General features: G+C 34.3%; 24 protein-coding genes and 1 tRNA gene. 7 read left to right on the forward strand and 18 right to left on the reverse strand.

All coding sequences use genetic code 11. The features are described from left to right. Window positions 1–16 precede the first annotated feature (16 nt). From ACB104_RS04045 to ACB104_RS04095, 11 genes are all read right to left on the reverse strand, one after another. A complete protein-coding gene (locus ACB104_RS04045) occupies window positions 17–295 on the reverse strand; it encodes a hypothetical protein (protein WP_370476994.1) in 279 nt (92 codons plus the stop codon). A gap of 140 nt (window positions 296–435) precedes the next feature. Next, on the reverse strand, window positions 436–870 hold the full coding sequence (locus tag ACB104_RS04050) for a hypothetical protein (protein ID WP_370476995.1): 435 nt from the start codon (window positions 868–870) through the stop codon (window positions 436–438). Window positions 871–883: 13 nt separating this feature from the next. Continuing rightward, complete coding sequence (locus ACB104_RS04055) at window positions 884–1,330, reverse strand: hypothetical protein (RefSeq protein ID WP_370476996.1); 447 nt, start codon at window positions 1,328–1,330, stop codon at window positions 884–886. Window positions 1,331–1,346: 16 nt separating this feature from the next. Further along, entirely contained in the window at window positions 1,347–1,643 is a 297-nt protein-coding gene (locus ACB104_RS04060; RefSeq protein ID WP_370476997.1) for a hypothetical protein, read from the reverse strand. A 123-nt stretch (window positions 1,644–1,766) separates the two neighbouring features. Further along, window positions 1,767–2,750: an NAD-dependent epimerase/dehydratase family protein gene (locus tag ACB104_RS04065; RefSeq protein ID WP_370476998.1), complete on the reverse strand. Its 984-nt coding sequence runs from the start codon at window positions 2,748–2,750 to the stop codon at window positions 1,767–1,769. A gap of 76 nt (window positions 2,751–2,826) precedes the next feature. Beyond that, window positions 2,827–3,627, reverse strand: coding sequence for an SDR family NAD(P)-dependent oxidoreductase (locus tag ACB104_RS04070; RefSeq protein WP_370476999.1), 801 nt, complete (start codon window positions 3,625–3,627; stop codon window positions 2,827–2,829). Between the two features lie 50 nt (window positions 3,628–3,677). Then, window positions 3,678–4,496, reverse strand: a complete 819-nt coding sequence (locus ACB104_RS04075; protein ID WP_370477000.1) for an SDR family NAD(P)-dependent oxidoreductase — start codon at window positions 4,494–4,496, stop codon at window positions 3,678–3,680. 5 nt (window positions 4,497–4,501) lie between these two features. Beyond that, complete coding sequence (locus tag ACB104_RS04080) at window positions 4,502–5,491, reverse strand: NAD-dependent epimerase/dehydratase family protein (protein WP_370477001.1); 990 nt, start codon at window positions 5,489–5,491, stop codon at window positions 4,502–4,504. Further along, window positions 5,478–6,167, reverse strand: a complete 690-nt coding sequence (locus tag ACB104_RS04085; protein WP_370477002.1) for a CPBP family intramembrane glutamic endopeptidase — start codon at window positions 6,165–6,167, stop codon at window positions 5,478–5,480. Before ACB104_RS04085 ends, ACB104_RS04080 begins: the two co-directional genes overlap by 14 nt. Before the next feature lie 2 nt (window positions 6,168–6,169). Next, window positions 6,170–6,856, reverse strand: coding sequence for a DUF6134 family protein (locus tag ACB104_RS04090; RefSeq protein WP_370477003.1), 687 nt, complete (start codon window positions 6,854–6,856; stop codon window positions 6,170–6,172). Between the two features lie 635 nt (window positions 6,857–7,491). After that, window positions 7,492–8,658: a helix-turn-helix domain-containing protein gene (locus ACB104_RS04095; protein WP_370477004.1), complete on the reverse strand. Its 1,167-nt coding sequence runs from the start codon at window positions 8,656–8,658 to the stop codon at window positions 7,492–7,494. A gap of 447 nt (window positions 8,659–9,105) precedes the next feature. On the opposite strand from ACB104_RS04095, the gene ACB104_RS04100 reads away from it, so the two are divergent. From ACB104_RS04100 to rpe, 4 genes are all read left to right on the forward strand, one after another. Next, the gene (locus tag ACB104_RS04100) at window positions 9,106–10,104 is read left to right on the forward strand and encodes a hypothetical protein (RefSeq protein WP_370477005.1); all 999 of its coding nucleotides are present in this window, start codon (window positions 9,106–9,108) and stop codon (window positions 10,102–10,104) included. Between the two features lie 77 nt (window positions 10,105–10,181). Further along, a complete protein-coding gene (locus tag ACB104_RS04105) occupies window positions 10,182–10,556 on the forward strand; it encodes a hypothetical protein (RefSeq protein WP_370477006.1) in 375 nt (124 codons plus the stop codon). Window positions 10,557–10,717: 161 nt separating this feature from the next. After that, window positions 10,718–11,581 (forward strand): sigma-70 family RNA polymerase sigma factor, encoded by an 864-nt coding sequence (locus ACB104_RS04110; protein ID WP_027137161.1) that lies wholly within the window; start codon window positions 10,718–10,720, stop codon window positions 11,579–11,581. A 167-nt stretch (window positions 11,582–11,748) separates the two neighbouring features. Beyond that, window positions 11,749–12,411 (forward strand): ribulose-phosphate 3-epimerase, encoded by a 663-nt coding sequence (gene rpe, locus ACB104_RS04115; RefSeq protein ID WP_370477007.1) that lies wholly within the window; start codon window positions 11,749–11,751, stop codon window positions 12,409–12,411. On the opposite strand, the gene ACB104_RS04120 is transcribed toward rpe, so the two are convergent. The 4 genes from ACB104_RS04120 to ACB104_RS04135 all read right to left on the reverse strand — a co-directional run bounded on the left by ACB104_RS04120 (window position 12,408) and on the right by ACB104_RS04135 (window position 15,330). Continuing rightward, window positions 12,408–12,827, reverse strand: coding sequence for a CBS domain-containing protein (locus tag ACB104_RS04120; protein ID WP_370477008.1), 420 nt, complete (start codon window positions 12,825–12,827; stop codon window positions 12,408–12,410). The two genes, rpe and ACB104_RS04120, sit on opposite strands and share 4 nt — an antisense overlap. Before the next feature lie 16 nt (window positions 12,828–12,843). Then, window positions 12,844–13,263: a CBS domain-containing protein gene (locus ACB104_RS04125; protein ID WP_370477009.1), complete on the reverse strand. Its 420-nt coding sequence runs from the start codon at window positions 13,261–13,263 to the stop codon at window positions 12,844–12,846. 177 nt (window positions 13,264–13,440) lie between these two features. Further along, window positions 13,441–14,328 (reverse strand): alpha/beta hydrolase, encoded by an 888-nt coding sequence (locus tag ACB104_RS04130; RefSeq protein ID WP_370477010.1) that lies wholly within the window; start codon window positions 14,326–14,328, stop codon window positions 13,441–13,443. Between the two features lie 129 nt (window positions 14,329–14,457). Continuing rightward, window positions 14,458–15,330 carry a zinc-dependent peptidase gene (locus ACB104_RS04135; RefSeq protein WP_370477011.1) on the reverse strand — a complete coding sequence of 291 codons (873 nt, stop codon included), beginning with the start codon at window positions 15,328–15,330 and terminating at the stop codon, window positions 14,458–14,460. Between the two features lie 273 nt (window positions 15,331–15,603). Between ACB104_RS04135 and ACB104_RS04140 the strand changes: the two genes are divergently transcribed. The 3 genes from ACB104_RS04140 (at window position 15,604) to ACB104_RS04150 (ending at window position 17,604) form a co-directional block, all read left to right on the forward strand. Continuing rightward, window positions 15,604–16,098: a nuclear transport factor 2 family protein gene (locus ACB104_RS04140; RefSeq protein WP_370477012.1), complete on the forward strand. Its 495-nt coding sequence runs from the start codon at window positions 15,604–15,606 to the stop codon at window positions 16,096–16,098. Between the two features lie 149 nt (window positions 16,099–16,247). Beyond that, a complete protein-coding gene (locus ACB104_RS04145; protein ID WP_370477013.1) occupies window positions 16,248–16,961 on the forward strand; it encodes a DUF6090 family protein in 714 nt (237 codons plus the stop codon). Between the two features lie 4 nt (window positions 16,962–16,965). Beyond that, window positions 16,966–17,604, forward strand: coding sequence for a metal-dependent hydrolase (locus tag ACB104_RS04150; RefSeq protein WP_370477014.1), 639 nt, complete (start codon window positions 16,966–16,968; stop codon window positions 17,602–17,604). Window positions 17,605–17,631: 27 nt separating this feature from the next. On the opposite strand, the gene ACB104_RS04155 is transcribed toward ACB104_RS04150, so the two are convergent. The 3 genes from ACB104_RS04155 to ftsZ all read right to left on the reverse strand — a co-directional run bounded on the left by ACB104_RS04155 (window position 17,632) and on the right by ftsZ (window position 20,308). Beyond that, window positions 17,632–17,705, reverse strand: a tRNA-Arg gene (locus ACB104_RS04155). Between the two features lie 8 nt (window positions 17,706–17,713). Continuing rightward, window positions 17,714–18,163: a GatB/YqeY domain-containing protein gene (locus tag ACB104_RS04160; protein WP_370477015.1), complete on the reverse strand. Its 450-nt coding sequence runs from the start codon at window positions 18,161–18,163 to the stop codon at window positions 17,714–17,716. A 150-nt stretch (window positions 18,164–18,313) separates the two neighbouring features. Beyond that, complete coding sequence (gene ftsZ / locus ACB104_RS04165) at window positions 18,314–20,308, reverse strand: cell division protein FtsZ (RefSeq protein WP_370477016.1); 1,995 nt, start codon at window positions 20,306–20,308, stop codon at window positions 18,314–18,316. Window positions 20,309–20,360: the final 52 nt, after the last annotated feature.

Below are 20,360 nucleotides of genomic sequence, written 5' to 3' on the forward strand. Positions count from 1 at the left end.
GATTTTTAATTAAAATTTATAATAATATGACGGCCTTGATTAAATTAATATTTAATAACATTTTTTTAACCTCTCCTTTTATCTTCTTTAATCCATAAAAGGTTCCATCCTTCAATTCTATTTTTTTAAATTTTACGGTTTCATTTTTACGAGTCACCACCCTCACCGACTTTAAATGCGCATTTGCTTCCCTTAAAAGATCAGACTTCATTTTATAGTCTTTAATCTTTGAAATACTTGGAACTGACCAAAACAAAAAGATTTGAGATTCTATATTTTTATTTGAAGTGTTCATCATATAATCTTTTAAATTTATTTATACTCCAAATATCGTCTCAATAATTGGTTCTTATATCCGATAATATTTATGGTAGATGATTTAGGACATATTCTTTGAGTTTTATTATTTTTAAATCTTATACTATTACTGGCCTTCTATGGATTTATTTGTACGGCATAATCTTTTGATGTCCTTGCGGGATTGCATAAACTTACACCATCAACTGAGTCAACTTCTAAATAAATTTTCAAATTATAAGTTCCAACTTCTTTCGGCACGCCTTCAAACACTATTCTTCCAGAGCCTAGATAAACATCAATACCCTTAGGTAATTGTCCTTCAATTTCAAAATCCCAATAATAAATTTCAGCATTCGGGTTTTGAGGCACATAGGGAATTAATTCTTCAAAATAGGCTTGTTCTAAATATCCTATTTTTAGTTCTTTAGGTGGAAGCTCTGGAGGTTTTAAACTCGATATACAGTTAATGGCAGCTTCACAATTATAAAGACTAAAGCTAATTGCAAAACCAAGGAGCAACACCACTGTTTTTAAGTGATTTTTATTCCACTTTTTTATGTTTCCTTTCATAATATTTCTCTATTTATAATTGATTAGTCAACCCTAGTTTTGAAGATTGGATTTCATTCTGTCCTGATTCGTAAATTAAACTGATGGTATATTTTTTTAACCTCAATCCCAATGTTATACCTCTGTAAGTGGCATCGCCACTAAACATGTCCGTTTCTTCAAGTCCAATCAAACCTCCAACATAAAGACCAACCGTAAAAGCATCCTGATTTGATGATTTAAAGGCATATTCTGAATACCAGTTATAGGTAAACATTGATTTTTGATTGACTACGATTAAATCTGAATCATCAACCTTGATGAGCTCTTCCAACTTTTTTTGATAGTCGCCAAATTCATTATTATAGGCCAATTCCACCCCTAAAAATCTAGAATCAACCTTTGGTCTTGTATAGGTGTAATTGATACCCGTTTTTAAATGGATATTATAAAAATTTGCCGTTTCGCTCTCTCTCGCCATACTTCCATAAGCTTCTTTAAATCGATATGTACCCATCGAGGCTCCCAAACCGTAATAGTAAATGTAAAACTGGCCGGTGATGTTGCGATGCACATTTAATGAAGCTATTTTTGGCATCATCAAAAGCTTCCGCATCCTGCATATGCCTACCAAAACTTAAATCTCCTGAAACATAGGTTTCTGTTGTTTTTTTATCCCCATAATGTTTCTTTTCGGCATAATACAAAGACCCGTATGATGGCGTAGCGTAAACCCTATGTGACACGCATGAAGTGAGCAACAATAAAATCAATAGTTGAAGTATAGTTTTCATGATTCATACAGTTTGCGCCGTTAATAATTCAAAACTACCATAAGCTTTTGGCACCGATATCCGAGTTAATGCATTATGGATAATTTAGGACACATCCAAAATGAATGATAAATCGAAAAACGATTAAGACCTATGTTTTGAAAACCAATGCACAGCATCAAGTATTCCATTCTCAATGGGACTAAACTGAACGCCCAATTCATTTTTAGCTTTAGTGTTAGAATAAAAACCATTTACACACAGTAGCCTAATATTCGCCGTAGATAATTGAATCGGGATTTTTAAATACCTTAAAAAATCTCCAAAGTATCCCAATGAAATCATAATGAGTTTTGGAATTTTTATTATTATCATATTGTTTTTAGATAGTTTTCTTAATCGCTTAAAGAACTGTTCAAAACTCAAATTTTCATTAGCTAATAAATACGACTCACCACTATTACCATGAATCATTGCATTAACGGCACCTCTTGAAACATCTTGAACACATACGAAGCTTTTGCCTCCTGGTGGGCAAAAAACCAACCTGTTTCTTATGCCCATAAGCACTATTTTTCCAGAGCTAGGCTTCGAGTCGTAAGCTCCAATCATAAATGATGGATTAACAGTTACTACGTCTATTTCATTTTTTATGGTTTGAAGAAAATCATAAGCTTCTTTCTTACTTTTTACATAAAACTGCTTTTTAAATGGCTGCTTAATCTCAATTGACTCATTTCCCAAATCTTCTAAGGTTCCATAACCAAATTGACCTGCTGTGCTTACATAAACAATTCTTCTAACCTTATTTTTGATAGAGGCAAACACCAGGTTTTCAACACCTTCTACATTAACCTTATAATAATCCTTGTAATCTAGTATATGCTGGCCGGTTATAGCAGCTGTGTGAATAACGCAATCAATGTCTCTCAAAGCCTCATTTAAATGATTGACTTTTGTAATATCCCCTTCAAATAGTTCGAGATTTTGATGAGTTGGTCCTACAAAATTATTTCTATTCCTTAAAAATCCCCTGACCATAAAGCCTTGTTTCAATAGTTCCATTATCGTATTTGTTCCAAGTAAACCATTAGCTCCGGTAACAAGTATTTTTGAATATTTTTTCATAATTGATATTTTAAATCGAACTAATTCTAAAGAATTTCGACAATTGTAGATTATAAAAGATGATTACGCTTTAAATTCATGTTTGCAATTTGCCAGCTGGAAATTTATTAATCTCCCTATTGGTCAATGCATCTTTTATAAATTCAGGTAATAGTTTGTCCAGCATCATCAAACATTTATTTATAAAACCTGGTACGATTAGTTTTCTCCTTTTCAACATGGCATTGATAGCTATTCTTGAAGCCTCTTTCGGATTTAGCACCGTATTTCTGGGTATCCAACCTAAAATTCGGTTTTGATAGCATAGTCTTGTAGTGGTATTTAACCCACCTGGACAAATCGTTGTTACAGAGATATTGTCCTTTTTCAACTCTTTACCCAAACTTTTAGAAAAGGAAGTTAAGTATGCCTTTGTAGCTCCATAAACCTGCTTTTTGGGCAACGCAAAAAAACTGGCCATACTACTTATGTTCAATATGGCGGCAGGTGCAGCGGCCTTCATATTTTTCAGCAAAAGCTTAATCAACAGTGTTGGTGTTGTTACATTTACCGCTATTTGCTTGAGAATGAATTCTTCGTTCAATCCTTCAAATAGGCCCCTACTTAATACGCCGGCATTGTTAACTAAGTATTTAATTTGAAGTTTGTGTTTGTCAACATATTCTGCAATGTCATAACAGCTTTTGGTCGTACTTAAATCGAGCTCTAAATAATGGACATCCACATGCATATTTTCCTTAATGAAGTTTGATAGCTCAGGCAATCCAGAATTTGGTAATGCAACAAGCATTAAATTCATATTTTTTTCTGCAAACTGCAAGGTCATAGCTTTTCCAAAACCTTGGCTCGCGCCTGTAATTAATGTATACGCTTTCATATTTTTATGATTTAATTATAAAAACAAGTTTTTAATTTTCTAAAAAGAGATTACAAACTTCTAGCTTGTACCTTTCTATTTGCCCAAATCAGAATTCTTTCCGATAAAATTGGTGTAAATTTTTGCATAAAAAAGTTTAATTTTCCGAGCCATGTTAAGGTGGTAATAAACTTTCTTTTTCTTATATTTTCCAATATTCTACTCGCTACATGCCCTTTTGAATGCACTCGATATTTAGATCTATCTTCCAGTTCAATCAAAGAGCCATTTTCAGAAATCGTTGTTTTACCCTTCTCAATTTCTGTTATCCCAACATATACTAAACCCACATGGATATTTGATTTTGCTTCTTCAATTCTTATAGATTCTGCGACTGCACGTAACGCCATTTTAGAAGAACAATAAGCCGAATTACTTGGCAAACCTCTTATTCCCGCAACGCTGGAAACAAAAACCAAGCTTCCTTTTGAATTTCTTAAATAAGGCAAAGCTAATTTTGATAGATTAACTGAGGCAAAAACATTAATATCAAACACTCTTTTAAACACATCTGAATTTAAATTTGAAAATTTACCACGCATAGACACACCTGCGTTATTAACCAAAATATCTAACTTCCCAAAACTATTTATTGTTTTGTCTATCAATTTTTTTGCATTATCAAGATTAGTAATATCCGCACAAAAAGAATCAACATTTAAACCCTTCAGCCGTAATTCCTTTTCTGCTTTTATCAATTTTTCCTTATTTCTCCCGTTTAGCATTATGCAAGCTCCTTGAGCCCCAAAACATAAAGCCGTTGCTTTACCAATGCCCTGACTAGATCCCGTTATTAAAACCACTTTATTTTTTAATGTATATGCTTCCATGATGGTTATTTTGATAAAAAATTAATGGTTCTCTCTAACCCAAGATCAAACGGGGTTATTCTATACTCTAATTGGGAAATTGCTTTATTGCAAGAAGCTCCCCTATTTGTGAATAATGAGTCCAATACCTTGGGGGTCACTGATGCGCCAAATTCAAATACTCCATTGAGCTTATAAAATAACATGAGCGCACCTTTTACCATGTTGTAGTTAACTTTTAAAATTTTAATCTTACTTTTTGTTAGCGATTTTATTTTTTTAAAGAGTTGGTTGTAACTGGCATTTTCCCCTCCAATAATATATTTTTCACCGCTTTTTCCCTTATCTACAGCCAATAAATGGGCATCCACTACATCATCTATGTACACATAATTAGCAACAACATCAAGCTTTGATGGAACAATTAAAAAATCGTTTTCTGCAATCATATTTACAAGCCTATTTACACCATTGGAGTAAGTTTTCAACCCAGGTCCGTAAACCCTCGAAAGGTTCAAAATAACACTTGGTAAACCTTTTCTTTCATAGTCCAAAACCAATTCCTCGGCCATACTTTTGGTCAGTTCGTAATCATTCGCGTAGGCTTCCAACCTTGGCTGGGATTCAGTAATTGGCACATCTTTATATGAGGGCCCAAAAACAGAAAGCGTACTGGAATAAATCACTTTTTTAACGTTTGTTTGCTGAGCAGCCTTTAATACATTTTCTGTTCCCCGAACATTGGTGTTATAAAAACTATCAACCCTGTTGCATTTTAAATTGGTAAAAGCAGCCGTATGAAAGGCATACGTACAACCGTCTATAGCAGATTCGATAGAATGAAAATCGCACAAATCTCCCTTGACAGGCAGAATGTTTTTGTGCACCGGAATTTTTTCTGAGTCTACATCCCTTACCAGCGCAACAACTTCATAGTCTTCATCGGCCAGTTTTTTAGCTAATTGATGGCCAACATAGCCTGTAGCCCCTGTTACAAATACTTTAGACTTTTTCATTTTTAATGGTTTTATGTTTAAACGTTACATAATAGAACATTGAAATCTCATAGGTTGCAGATAGTGCCAGGTGAATTAAAAAGGCATACCAAACACTGTCCGTTAAATAGGTAAATAAGCAAAGGATGATTCCGAAAGGAATAGCACCTATTATTTCTTTTTTTGAATCGAAAATATGGATGAGCACGTATAAAATCGTACTGTAAAATATGGCCACGGGAAGGCTAAAAATATCAAGAAACATAAATAGAATTACACCCCTAAAGAAGTACTCATAGCAAAACAAAAAGGCAAACCTTATGGAAAAGTAAACCCAAGCATTTGAAAAATTGTAATGGTTAATTTCCGTTTCATTCAAACCTTCTTGCCTTTTAATACTTGATTGCGACGCAAAAACTGAAAGAAATACTACGATGAAAAACGGAATCAGGGTGTGCAGTTTTGCAATTTCCAATGATTTTACCAGATAGTTCAATTCCGGTGTTTGGATGTATGACAGAACACCAAAAAGAACAATGCCTAATAGGTGTTTTAAATTCAATAAGCGCAAACCATTGGCGGACATCAGTGCGGTTTGCAGATTATTTATCCCTAGCTTTTTGTAAACCAAACTAACGAAGAAGTACGTGGCGAAACAAACACCAATAAACATCCATATATTAGATAAATCGCTCATGGCTATGCAGGAATTAAGACAACGTTAAAAAACTTACTAATAGCTTCTACTTTAACACAGGTTCCATTGCTGTAATGAAAAACATTGTGTTTTCCATCTTCAAAATCCACCCTGTACCTTCCATTCCCCAATGGGCTTATGGGCACCATTTTTTTAAGGTTATCGCAAAAAACGGCAGTAACACCAATAGGCTCGTTGAAGTAAAGCGTGATTAGGTTTCTATTGATGGGGTCAATGTTTGACGAGACGGATTCCCCGTCTAGCAAAAGATTGTACCGTCCATTTTTAAGTACAATTTTATGATTGACCTTTGTTTTATTGTTTAGCGTTCTATGAACTGAAGAATAGACTAAGACTCCATTTCTAAATACTGACTTTTCCTTACCCGTAACACAAAATTTAAAGAGAAACTTGGCGCTGATACGACTTTTTAAATTATAAACTGTTGAATCGGAAAAGGCATTTTTGTTTATTTCTATAGTTCCTATAACCTTATCGTTTTTAACAACTTGATAGGTCAATACTTTATCAATACGTTTATCGGTGAACGATAGCGTAGCCAAAATGGCCAATAAAAAGAAAACCGCCTTTAGCTTAAGAGCTATTTTTTTGAAATTTAAGAATGACTTAATTAAATTATCCATTTTTCTGAACTTCTTGAAGAGGTATAAAATAAGTGCTGGTATCATAACTAGTTCTTTTAAATTTATTTTAACCACCTGATCCATTGCTATGAAAAATGGATTTATTTACCATCTAAGTTTTAAAAAGCAGCAGCAACATCATGATTTTTGTGATGGGCTTTATACCGCTGTTAAGTACCTTCTTAATACTTTTTACTTTTATCAACATTAATCTAAAGTGCTTCCCAAGTATTTTCATTTATAAATTTTTTAATTTCAGGTTTATAAGAACAAGCCTTAACCTGAGCTTTAACTAAATTTAATTTTATAAAAATCCTTGTACAATGATCCTCATCAGGATTCGCGAAATTTTGATGATCCTTTATCACTTCTTTTTACACAAAAAACCTACTAATTACGCTTAAACATCCCTTCCTGTTTTCCAATCGGTTCTTCTTTTGAAGATGGTCAATTAAAAGAAAACAGATTTTAGCTTCAATGCTATTTTTTTAAGACTGACCGACGACTTGTTAGAATTATCAGCCTTTTTCAATTTCTTGAAGAGATATAAAATAAGTGCTGGTATCATTGCTAATAGTTTTAGATTATTTTTACTATCGCAAAGTTATTGGCAGACAATAAGATTAATATCCGAGAAGGTCTATGATAGATAAATTAGGATGTCCAACGATTATCTCGGACTATTCCTTTTCTCTAAAAGTGGTAGGTGTTTCTCCAGTGAATTTCTTAAAAGCGGAGTAAAATGTTGACTTTGAATTGAATCCGCATTCCAAGCCTATAGCGACAATCGTGTATTCACTAAATTCATCGTTGGACAAAAACTTTTTGGCTTGTTCTACTCGCAAAAAGTTTATAAAATCGGAGAAGTTAAATTGGCTATATGAATTAATCAATTTAGACAAATGGCTCTTGCTAATCCCCAATTCTTCGGTAACCGTTTCCATACTTAGTAGCGGATTTAGGTATAGTTTACTTTTTATAATATGGCTTTTTACCGCATCAAATTCCTTTTGGTGCCTTTCATTAATAAATTCATCCTTTTGGGCAACAAACTGATTTTCTGTGTTTGAAGAAATTAAAACTTCATTGTTTGCAATGGTACTTCGTAAAAAAATTCGGTCCTGCACCACAGTATATTTATAAAACCCTTGATAACCTATCCAATATAATAGTATCGAAGTACCCAAGCGTAAAGGATAATAAGCTGTTTTATCTTCAAACTCACCTTTTATTATAATGGCCACTATCCAAAATAAAATCAACACCACGCCCCATTTAAAAAACAGTTTTATCCATTTTAGGTCATCGTAGGCCAAAATATAATCTAGCATTTCGTGCTTCCTAAAAACTAGAATACTGGTATTAGCGAATAAGAAAATAGCATAAACAGCATTTAAAATTTCCTCATATTTAGTGTAAGTCTTTATTAGGCTGTCATCTGTATTTGTCGGGTCGTGATACATAATAGATATAACAACTAACCTTAATACAATTTCCAAAATAAAAATGACCATGGAAGGTTTAATGAAATCATTTACACGTTTTTCAACCCGTAAAAAGTTGGCAGTAAACGCATAAAACATGGGAAATATTAATAAATACCATGGTACCTCAAGATGTTTGATAACATATAAACTACAAATAATTTCTTTGTCAATAAGCCAAGCCTGTAAATTATTAAGGGAAATGAATAGTACCGTTAAATTTAGAAATATAATGACTTTATCAAATTTCTTTTTAACGAAGATGGTCACAAGATTAAAACCAAAACCTTGTATAACGCCGGCAATCAATAAAAAATTGATGACTGTTTTTACAAAGTCAAAGCCTTCTTTTTCTAAACTCATTAAATTGGTTGGTTAGTCACCTACTAATTTATAAAAAAAGAGCGAGTTTTATACAATTCAAACGGGTATTGGTCAATATTTCAGGCAAATAGGAAGGTTTTTTAACCAGAAGCCGTTAAATAAAGAATAAAGTATTAAGATTCCAACAAGGGTGTTTCCACATCATACCTAGCATAATCCTACTTTAGGCACTCGTAATTTATGTTGGTTTCTTTGCATAAATAATGCTTTGTAACTTTTTTTAACAACCACGTAGCTAATATATTTATCCATAAATTTGGATAGAAACGAATTTTGGTATGTTGCTGTAGTTTTCATAACTATTTCATTACGATACAAAAGTAACAGCAATATTTCGCAAACGTCTTAGAGAATCATCCAAAAATTTCACATTTTTTTCTTAAATTTCACAAAATCTACGAAAACCTACTTACAATTTCTCAAAAAATGCAAGAGCAATTCATCAAGCACCTTAAAGAAAAGGCCAACAATAACACTTCCTTTGTTGAGGAAATAGCCGGTATACTGGACGTCGGGTACGATGCAGCATACAGAAGAATAAACCTAAAAACCAATATCTCTCTTGAAGAGGGCGTAAAATTGGCCAAGCACTATAAAATTTCGCTCAATAAGTTATTTGAGGTTGGAAGTTCGAACATGATTGTTACCGAAATATCACCACCAATTAATGATGTGCAAGGTCTGGAAACTTGGATTGAACAGTCTATTCATAACATTAGCGCCTTGAAAAGAATTAAAAATGCCCAGTTCATCTACTCCAGTAAAGACATTCCCTTATTTCATACACTAACAGATTCTCTTTTAACGCGTTACAAAATGTACGTTTGGTTAAAAGACCTTAATACCGAAATGGCCAAAACCAAAATATCCTTTGACGATTGGGTACAAACCATTCCAAAATCGTTATTGGATAGCGCTTTTGAATTGGGTGAAATTTATAAACACACCAATATAACAGAGCTTTGGAGCGACAATACAGTAAATGGCTCTATTCAGCAAGTACTTTATTATTTTGAGGCTGGACTCGTTTCCAAAGATTTGGCCCTTCGAATTTGTGATGACATCCACGAAGTTATCGATCATGTAGAAAAACAAACTATAGATCAAAGTATTGGTGGCCAAAACAACTCCAACTCATTCATGTTGTATAAATGTGATTTGCATATGCTTACAAATACCATAATGGTCATTACCCCTTTTGGCAAAATGTTTTTTTCCCCCTTTACTGTACTAAGCTATTTTAAAATCGAGCACCAAGAAACCTGTGAAATGATGTATGAATTTTTGCAGAAGCAAATGTCCAATTCAAAACTCTTGGCAACAGCTGGTGAAAGGGATAGAACCCTTTTCTTTAAAAAGGTTCATCAAAAGATATCCATTGCCAAAGAACGCATCAATATGGATGATAAAATGACGTTTTTATAAACCCATTCACAGTTAATGTAACGTTAAACCTCCTTAAAAAATTTGAAATTACACTGATTTTCATTATTTTAGGGGTTATGATTCAAGAAGACAAAGAAAAATATTTAGACGTTTTAGAAGACTCCATAACCTATTTGGAAAATCACGGTTTCGAAAACATCAAAGCCGATACGGAAGGTTACGAAACTCCAAAATCATACACCAAGGCAGGTAGCAACATCTCCGTTACTCCTGATTTGGTAGCTATTAAGGAAGGTAGGAAATATTACTTTGACATCAGTCTAAAATCAGAAAAGCCAAAACTTTTAAAATCCAAATGGCTCTTCCTAAACACATTAAGTAATCTAAAATCGCATCGCTTTAAGTTAATCACTAAAAGGGGACACTACAAATTCACCCAAGATATGTTAGATGGTATCAACCTGAGTGATAAAAAGCTGATTAAGATTTAAATATCTACTTGATATTTAAATTGTGACCATTCCTTTTTCTTTGGGTCTTATAAACAGAAAGTTAAAAAAATTTAAACTTTTTGTAACATTTACTTGTTATATTACGTATAACCTCCAAATGCCCTTTTTATTCACGTTTTAAATTAACAGGAGAACATTAGATGAGACAACTTAAAATTACGAAGCAGGTTACAAACAGAGAAACCGCTTCGTTAGATAAATACCTGCAAGAAATTGGAAAGGTTGACCTTATTACGGCCGATGAGGAAGTGGAATTGGCACAACGAATTAAAGCGGGAGACCAAGTAGCTTTAGAAAAGTTAACTAAAGCCAATTTACGTTTCGTTGTATCGGTTGCAAAACAATACCAAAATCAAGGTTTAACGTTACCCGATTTAATTAATGAAGGTAATTTAGGTTTGATAAAAGCGGCACAACGCTTTGATGAAACCCGTGGTTTTAAATTCATTTCTTATGCTGTTTGGTGGATTCGTCAATCGATTCTTCAAGCTTTAGCTGAACAATCTCGTATTGTGCGTTTACCTTTAAACAAAATTGGTTCCATTAACAAAATCAACAAAACGTTTGCATTTTTGGAGCAAAGTCATGAACGTCCACCCTCTGCTGAAGAAATAGCTAAAGAATTGGATATGACCATTAACGACGTTAAAGAATCCATGAAGAATTCTGGTCGTCACGTTAGTATGGATGCACCATTGGTTGAGGGAGAAGATTCTAACTTATACGATGTATTGAATAGTGGTGAATCACCAAACCCAGATAAAGAATTATTGCACGAATCGTTACGCACAGAAATTGAGCGTGCCTTAGAAACTTTAACACCTCGTGAGGCAGATGTTATCCGTTTGTACTTTGGTTTAGGAAACCAACACCCAATGACTTTAGAAGAAATTGGTGAGACCTTCGATTTAACCCGCGAGCGTGTACGTCAAATTAAAGAAAAAGCTATTCGTAGATTAAAACATACGTCTAGAAGTAAAATATTAAAAACATATTTAGGTTAGTAAACTTTTTACGACTAAATTACAGTAACAAACAGTTACACATAACTGTTCGTTTTTTGATTGATGAAAGAACCCCCGGCTGATTACCGGGGGTTTGTTTTTACCCATCTTAAAATATCTTTCAAAAGGAAATCGCTTTTACTATCTTTGTCCAAACAAAAACTAATATGTCTTCAAAACTTATTGCTCCTTCCCTTTTGGCTGCAGATTTTGCAAACCTTCAACGCGATATAGAAATGGTTAACCAAAGCGATGCCGATTGGTTTCATATAGATATAATGGATGGAGTTTTTGTGCCTAATATTTCATTTGGAATGCCCGTTTTAAAAGCTATAACAAAGCAAACCCAAAAACCTGTTGACGTACATTTAATGATAGTTGAACCAGACAGATACATTAAAACTTTTGCAGATTTGGGAAGTCATCATTTAACGGTACATTATGAAGCCTGTACCCACTTGCACAGAACACTTCAAGCGATAAAAGCTGAAGGTATGAAGGCAGGTGTTGCGCTTAATCCGCATACAAACATTAATGTTTTGGAAGACACAATTAACGAAATTGATTTGGTCATTTTAATGAGTGTTAATCCTGGTTTTGGCGGGCAAAGTTTTATTGAAAACACCTATAAAAAAATCAAGGAGCTAAAGGAGTTAATTATTCGAAAAGGTTCATCTACACTGATTGAAATTGATGGTGGGGTTAACACGGAAAATGCCAAGAAACTTACAGATGCCGGTGCCGATGTGTTGGTAGCCGGAAGTTTTGTGTTCAAGAGCAACAATCAAATTGAGACTATAAAGGAACTAAAGGCAGCTGCCAATTCTTAATACTGTTTTAAGTAGTAATTCAGTAAATCCCTTGTGGTTACAATACCTACCAAATCGCCGTCATCAACAACGGGTAAGGCATGAAATTCGCGTCCTACTAAAATTTTGGTTACTTCTTTTATTGTGGTACTACTTGTAACGGTAACAACATCCTTTACCATAACTTGTTCAATAGTAAACATATTATAAACAACAGAATCAACAGAATTACTGGCTTCTGAATCTACTTCGGCATAACTAATCCGCATTAAATCCGTAAAACTCAGCATACCTATAATCGTTTGTTCAGCAACTACAGGAATATGTTTTATTTTATGCCTTTTGAAAAGGACTTCAGCTCTTTCTAAATCATCGGATCTTGTTAGTGCAATGATATTTTTGGTCATTATTTCTGAAACAGGCGCATCTTCTATCATAACATTAGCTTTAAAATTAAAATTGCTTAATCAAATATTTTATTAAATCGGTTGTGGTCACAATACCTACCAAAATGTTATTATCAACAACGGGTAAAGCATGAAACTCTTTTGTGGCCAATATTTCGGCTACTTCCTTTATGGAATGTGATGATGATACGGTAACAATGTTTCGCTTCATTACCTGCTCAATAGTAAACATATTGTAAACCATAACATCGGCGGGCGAATCAAAATCATCAGTAATATCTGCAAAACTTAAGCGCAACAAATCGGTGTAACTTAGCATACCAATGACAACATGATTATTAACCACGGGAATATGTCTTATCCTGTGGTGCTTAAATAAATGCTCTGCTTTTTCTAAGGAATCCTTTTTGCCTAGCGTGATAACGTGCTCTGTCATTATCATCGAAACTGGTGCTTTTCGTATCATCACGTTGTATTTTAGTTTAGTATGACTAAAATTACTGATACAAAAATTTAAATTGTATGATAAAAATCATGCTCCATTAATTTAGGATTCCTAAGGTAACTGGAAAACAATAATTTATAACTTTTTAAAATAGAGAAAAATAGTTCAACACAGATAGAACCAAACCAAATAGCAACATCAAGGAGATTTAGTTTTTATGATTTTGGTTTGAATGATTTCATCATTTAAAATGGTCCGTTCAAAAAAATGGAACACTTTCTTTAAATCCATGAATGGTACTGCCGAAATTTCATGCCCTGCTTCTTTTACCATATTGAAATAATAAGAAGTCTCTAAATCTTCCAATTTCTTGGCGATAACCTCAGACCCATCCAACATTAAATACCCTGGGCTTTCGGGTTTGCAATAATGATGTGGTGCCGAACCAAAAGGAACTAATTGGTCGTTTGTACCATGGAACAGCACACTCGGCACGGCATTGGTTTTTTTTATATAATCTGCATTTACAACGGCCCCGGCGGCAGAAAAAACACCTGCGAACTTTACATCATTATACTTTTCAAGGCTGTCCACAAAATACTCGCGCAGATAAACCGCATTTAAAGAACCTTCTGCCCCGGCACTGCTACCACCGGCAATAATATATTGCGCATCTATGTGGAGCGCGTTGGCATTTTTAACAATAAAATCTGCCGCATCCAAAAAGTCTATAACCGCTTGTTTAAAAGTTTCCAATTTCTCCTGTTTTGAGCAGTTACAACCAAATTTACTTTGAGTTCCTTTTCTGAGTAATCTGTAAGAAATTGAAATCCCGATATAGTCATTTCTAGAAGCGTATTTACATAGCTTCACATTATTTCTATCATTTCTTTTTCCTTCAAAAAAACCACCGCCGTGCATCCATAAAAGTGCTGGAAGCTTTTCAGATTTTTTTATTCTTCTTGGTGTATAAACATCTAATTTTAAGGTATCCGAACGTTTTACTGAATAAACAAAAGTTGTTTTTGTTTGGGAAGATAGGTTCCATATCACACTAAGGAAGAATAAGAAAATAACGTGTTTCATTTAGTCTATTTTAGCTTGATGCCAACGGAATGTACCTATATAAAAGGTGCACGATTTTAAATGTACGAATATTAAATTTATCTCGAAAAGAAGCGGTTTTCAAATCAGGTTGTCGACTATTGAATTTGGCTAATACCCGCTAAAATTAAAATTCAGCATTTGTTTTAATTTGGCATAAACTTCTGGGAAAAGATTATTGAACTCTTTAGGTGCCTCAATAAAGGTTTCTACAATTACGGCCAATAGTTCAGAATCATTGATTAAGGCATAACTCCTGATAAAATTTGATGCTACCAAATCATTTTTTAACTGCTCGTTTGCTGATAGTTGCTCCCTCAATTCACTGAATGTATCAACAAAAATGATGGAATTGATGTCATTCTGTTTCATGCAATTGTAATGAATGGCGTGGGTAAATTCGTGGATGCCCAAATTTACCTTATCGTCGTCAATTCTATAACCTTCAATAAAATTATCCCAAGATAGCACCAAGGTTTCATAACGGGCGTTATATTCTCCTTTATGGTATATTTTATTTACTGTGGAATAGTACTGAGTAGGGTAAACCAATATGTTTTTAATGTACGGAATGGTATAATTTCTAAAGCCAAAAGTGAGCATGATGGCCGTTGCCGAAATAAGTACTTTTACCTCCTCTGTGATTTCAAAATCATCTTTTCCCTCAAAATTCTTTTGTAAAAGAAAAGTTGCCATACGATGCCTAAAATAACTTTGGTGTTTGGCATCCAACCTATTGTAAAAGGTAAAATTACTTTTTAAGATTTTTATTTGGCCTGCATTTAATTTACGCCTTATAGGATAAAAATGAATAAATATTGGACGCTTGGTAAATTGGGCATAAAGCATCTCAAAGCCATCCAAAATGGAAGTGATAACTTTTTTAATGTACAAAACAAAAAGAACCAACACGCCACATACCAAAATAACAAAGATGGTATTGCCTATGTACGAGGAAGCGCTGGTCAATAATATTTGGGGCATTTATAAACTGTTTTGTTTGGAAAGTTATAAAAACTACCAATATAAACTTCGGATAATTTAATTTGACTTGAAGTTTTATTATACATAAAGAATAAAACTGTAAGAATATTATTTATATTTAAAGGAATAAATACAATGTAGATAAACGTAATACGTTTATCCAACTGTTGGCGGTAATGCTGACAGACCAAAACACCTATGTTCGTTTAAAATCATACTAAACACAGGGAAGCCAAAAACTGAATAGAGTAGGCAATTCTAAATAGTCGAAAAATGAAAAAAATAATGAAGTCCTTTTATCTATTTGCTGTATTGCTACTGTTTCATAACAGTCATCTCTTTGCCCAAACACAAAATGACTCTTTACAAATAAGAGAAACCGTACTCAATTATATAGAAGGCATGGAAACCAATGACCCCAAAAGAATTGAAAAAGCCATGCATCCCGATTTGGCTAAACGGACCATCGCCAAAAACAAAGAAGGGATAGAATATCCAGCAAATATGACCGCAGCAAGTTTAATAGGATACGCCAAAGATTTTGATTACACCCTCTTCTATATAGGTGACGAGGACCCCAAAGAACCTTTAAGAGCGGATGTGACCATTTATGATATATCCAATGGTATTGCCTCGGTAAAAGCGGCAACAAACAAGTTTGAATTTGTCGATTACATTCATCTGGGGAAATTAGATGGAGAGTGGAAAATTATAAACATCCTTTGGGCTTGGACAGGTAGTACCAATAAATGGATGAATAGAAAGTAAAGATAATAAACACTACCGCCAACACGGTGTATAGCCCATTGCGTCTAAATTGCTACACCAGTTCGCTGTGCTGGTGTCACGCAACGGGCCATACACAAAACGTTGTGCTTCATTATGACTAACAATTCTTTAGAAAAATTCGTAGAAACTTGCTTTCGGAAGGAAAAACCGGAAAGTATTTTAAATATGCTTTTGGAGAAATTATACTTGTTGTTATTGGAATTTTAATTGCTTTAAAAGTCAACAATCTTAATGAGCAACGTACTGAAGAAAAACAAAGAGAGGTTTATACGAAATCATTGATAACAAGTTTAAAACAAGATAGCCTTGAAATTGAACAGTTTTTAAAAAAAAGTTCCGAACGTTTACCTAAATTATTGGAGCAATTCCAAAGAGTTAAACGCATTAAAGCTACACCAGACACATTAGTGAAAATAGCAAGAAAAGAATTTATTCAAACAACTCATGTTTTTACCAGAACATATAACAATACTACATTTAAAACTTTGGTTGGCACAGGAAATATTGCACTATTTGATTCTGAACTTGTGGCTGATTTGATGTCATTAAACTCAATGCAAGAGTCGGTTAATAGTACGATTTTAAAATATAATCAAGATTATATTGAACGAATAAAAACCTATTCAAATAAATATCCTATTTATGCTGAAATTCCTAAAATAGAATCACCTGTACATAAATTATTATGGGAAGACATCAAAAAAAATGAATTCTCTAGTGTTTTCATGAGTGTTATAACGTTCAAAGTGCTATTAGAAAATACTGGCAAAGAAAGTCATGAATTATTACTAAAAAAGACTATAGATTTGTTAAAAAAGCTAAATAAAAAAACAAAATCATAAAATTATGTTTATAGGTCATTTTGCTATTGGGCTTTTATCAAAAAAAGACAATAAACTTCCCTCGTTGTTAATGATGTTTATTGCCGTACAGTTGTTGGATTTAATCTGGCCCATTTTTGTTCTTCTAGGCATTGAAACCCTGTCCATCGACCCTGGAAACACCAAACTAACTCCTTTAAATTTTGAACACTATCCGTATTCTCACAGCCTATTAGCCGCATTGTTTTGGGGTTTACTTTTGGGGGCTTGTTATTTCGTTTTCACCAAAAACAGAAAAGGCGCCTTAATACTTGGACTACTAGTTATAAGCCATTGGATTCTTGATTTAATTACCCACCGCCCTGATTTACCCATTTCCCCATTCTCAGATTTAAAAGTGGGTATGGGTTTATGGAATTACCCCGTTGCCGAAATTGCGCTTGAAGTTTTAATTTTTGGGCTGGGTGCATTTCTTTATTATAAAACTCCCATTTTCAAACGAAAAACAGCGTTCTGGATATTAGTTACTTTCCTTTTCATAGTTCACATAATGAATATTTTTGGTCCATCACCACCAAGTACTATGGCTGTTGCTTGGTCTGCAAACTTAATGTGGCTAATCATTTTATGGGCGTGGTGGATAGAAAAAAATCCTAATCAGTAAGTTTTTTACCAATTAGGATTTACAAAGTGACCGCGGAGGGATTCGAACCCCCAACCCTCAGAGCCGAAATCTGATATTCTATCCAGTTGAACTACGCAGCCATTATTTTCTAAGATAATTTAGCTTTTACGATGCTAGAAATGGTTTTGCCATCGGCTTGCCCAGCAAGTTCCTTGCTCACAATACCCATTACTTTACCCATATCTTTCATGCCTTCTGCACCTATTTGCTCAATAGTGGCCACAACCACTTTTTCAATTTCTTCGTCGGTTAAAGCCTCCGGTAAAAATTGGGCAATAATATCAGCTTCTGCCAATTCTGGAGCCGCCAAATCTTCACGTCCTTGCTCAACATAAATAGCAGCACTATCGCGTCTTTGCTTTACTTGCTTTTGAAGTATTTTAAGCTCTTGTTCTTCGGTCAATTCTTCTTTGGCACCACTTTCGGTCTGTGCTAACAGTATAGCCGATTTTATGGCACGCAACGCCGTAAGGGCCGTTTGGTTTTTAGATTTCATGGCTTCCTTTAAAGCCGACATGACCTCTTGTTGTAAACTCATTATAGTTTTTATTTGAGTGCGAAGATAAAAAAGTTAACATGAAAAAGAAACAAGTTTTTCCATTTTGAATCAACCCCTATTAAAATAAAAAACCCGAAAAGTTGAGGGCCTTTTCGGGTTGAACTAACATATTGGTTAAATTCTTGTGAGTTAGTCTACATTATCATGTAAAAAAGAATTATTACTTCTCAATTTAATATCGTCGTTATCATCTGTGCCCACACTAGTCCTAGACATATCAGTTTCAGATGAGTGCTTGGCATCAGTTAAATTCACACCCTGACGTTTATAAGCAGGAACCTTTTCTATATCATCAATCTTTGCATTGTTGAATTTATAGTTGAAATCTTTCATTTTTCGTCTGCGCTCCTCTGCGCGTTCCTTTAGTAATTCAGAAATTGGCGAGTTCATGGGGTCAATCTCGCCAGTTGTATCTTCCTCAACTTTTGACGTTTTTATCGTTTTCTTTTCAAAAACAACATCTTGATCAAATTCCTCTAAAACCTCATTAGCTTTTGATTGCTTTTTGTTCATGGAAGACTCTACCTCAACATAATCGTCCAAAGCGTATCGAATATCTCCATTCTCATTGGTTTCATTTACGGTAATCAACTCAACATAATCGTTTACTTTGATGCCCTTTAATTCGTCTTCATCTAAATCAAACAACATCTTCTCCTCTTTCTCCCTCTTTTTTTCAGGTTTGCTTTCTGAAATCGGCAAATCGAAAGTCAGGGTTATTTGCTGCTCTTCCTCAATATAATCGGAAACCACTTCAATATCTTTGACATCATCAACATCAGTAGACATTCTGGTTACTGGCTTGATGATAAAGTCTTCATCTTCTTGAACATTTCCGCTGATTTCCTCAAAAACCACCTTAATGTTTTTTATGAGTTCTGAAGTGGGAATCAAATCAATCTCCTTAGATTCTTTTTTATGGCTTTTATTATTGATTGAATCCTTTTCTGCGCTACTTAGTCCCTCTTCTTCGGAATCAAAATCTAAAGTATGACGTACCAATGGAGACTCTTTTTTCTCCTTCAATTCAATAACCGGTGCAATGATTACAGGTTCTTTTTCTTTAGCTTCCAATTCCAAATCCTCACTTAAAGAGTGTACCACTTTTTTGGTTTCGGTATTGGAGATTTCGTCCTGTTGCTCAATATTAAAACCCGTTGCTATGATCGTTACGGCTATTGACTCTTCCAAAGATTCATCCTCACCAACACCCATAATGATATTGGCACCATGGCCTGCTTCGTTTTGGATGTGATCGTTGATTTCACCGATTTCATCAATAGTGATCTCTTGTGAACCAGAAACGATTAATAACAGTACATTTTTAGCGCCCGTAATTTTGTTATCGTTCAATAATGGCGAATCCAATGCTTTGCGGATGGCTTCTTGTGCACGGTTTTGACCAGATGCCAATGCAGAGCCCATAATTGCGGTTCCACTGTTACTTAACACTGTTTTGGCGTCGCGTAAATCGATATTTTGCGTGTAGTGGTGTGTAATAACTTCGGCTATACCACGAGCAGCGGTAGATAGCACTTCATCAGCCTTAGAGAACCCAGCTTTAAAACCAAGATTGCCATAAACTTCGCGAAGTTTGTTGTTATTAATCACGATTAAAGAATCCACCACATCTCTTAACTTTTCAATGCCCTTTTGCGATTGCTCAATACGCATTCTGCCTTCAAACTGAAATGGCATAGTAACAATCCCTACGGTTAAAATATCCAAATCCTTAGCCATTTTTGCAATAATTGGTGCAGCACCAGTTCCGGTACCACCACCCATTCCGGCCGTAATGAATACCATTTTTGTATTGGTATCAAGCATTTGTGAAATATCGTCAAAACTTTCAACGGCAGCTTGTTCACCAATATCCGGATTAGCCCCAGCACCTAAACCTTCAGTTAAATTAACTCCTAATTGTATTTTATTTGGCACACCACTGTTCTGGAGGGCTTGGGCATCAGTATTACAGATGTAAAAATCTACTCCTTTAATGCCTTGTTGAAACATGTGGTTAATGGCATTGCTACCACCGCCACCAACACCGATAACCTTTATGACATTGGATTGGTTTTTGGGTAAATCAAATGCGATGCTTTCGAATTCTTTCTTGCTGCTCATAAATTCTGATTTTCTGGGGTTCTTATACTATTATTTTGGTTCAATGGATTTA

The sequence above is a fragment of the Tamlana flava genome (assembly GCF_041287255.1).
GTDB classification, from domain to species: Bacteria; Bacteroidota; Bacteroidia; order Flavobacteriales; family Flavobacteriaceae; genus Tamlana; species Tamlana flava.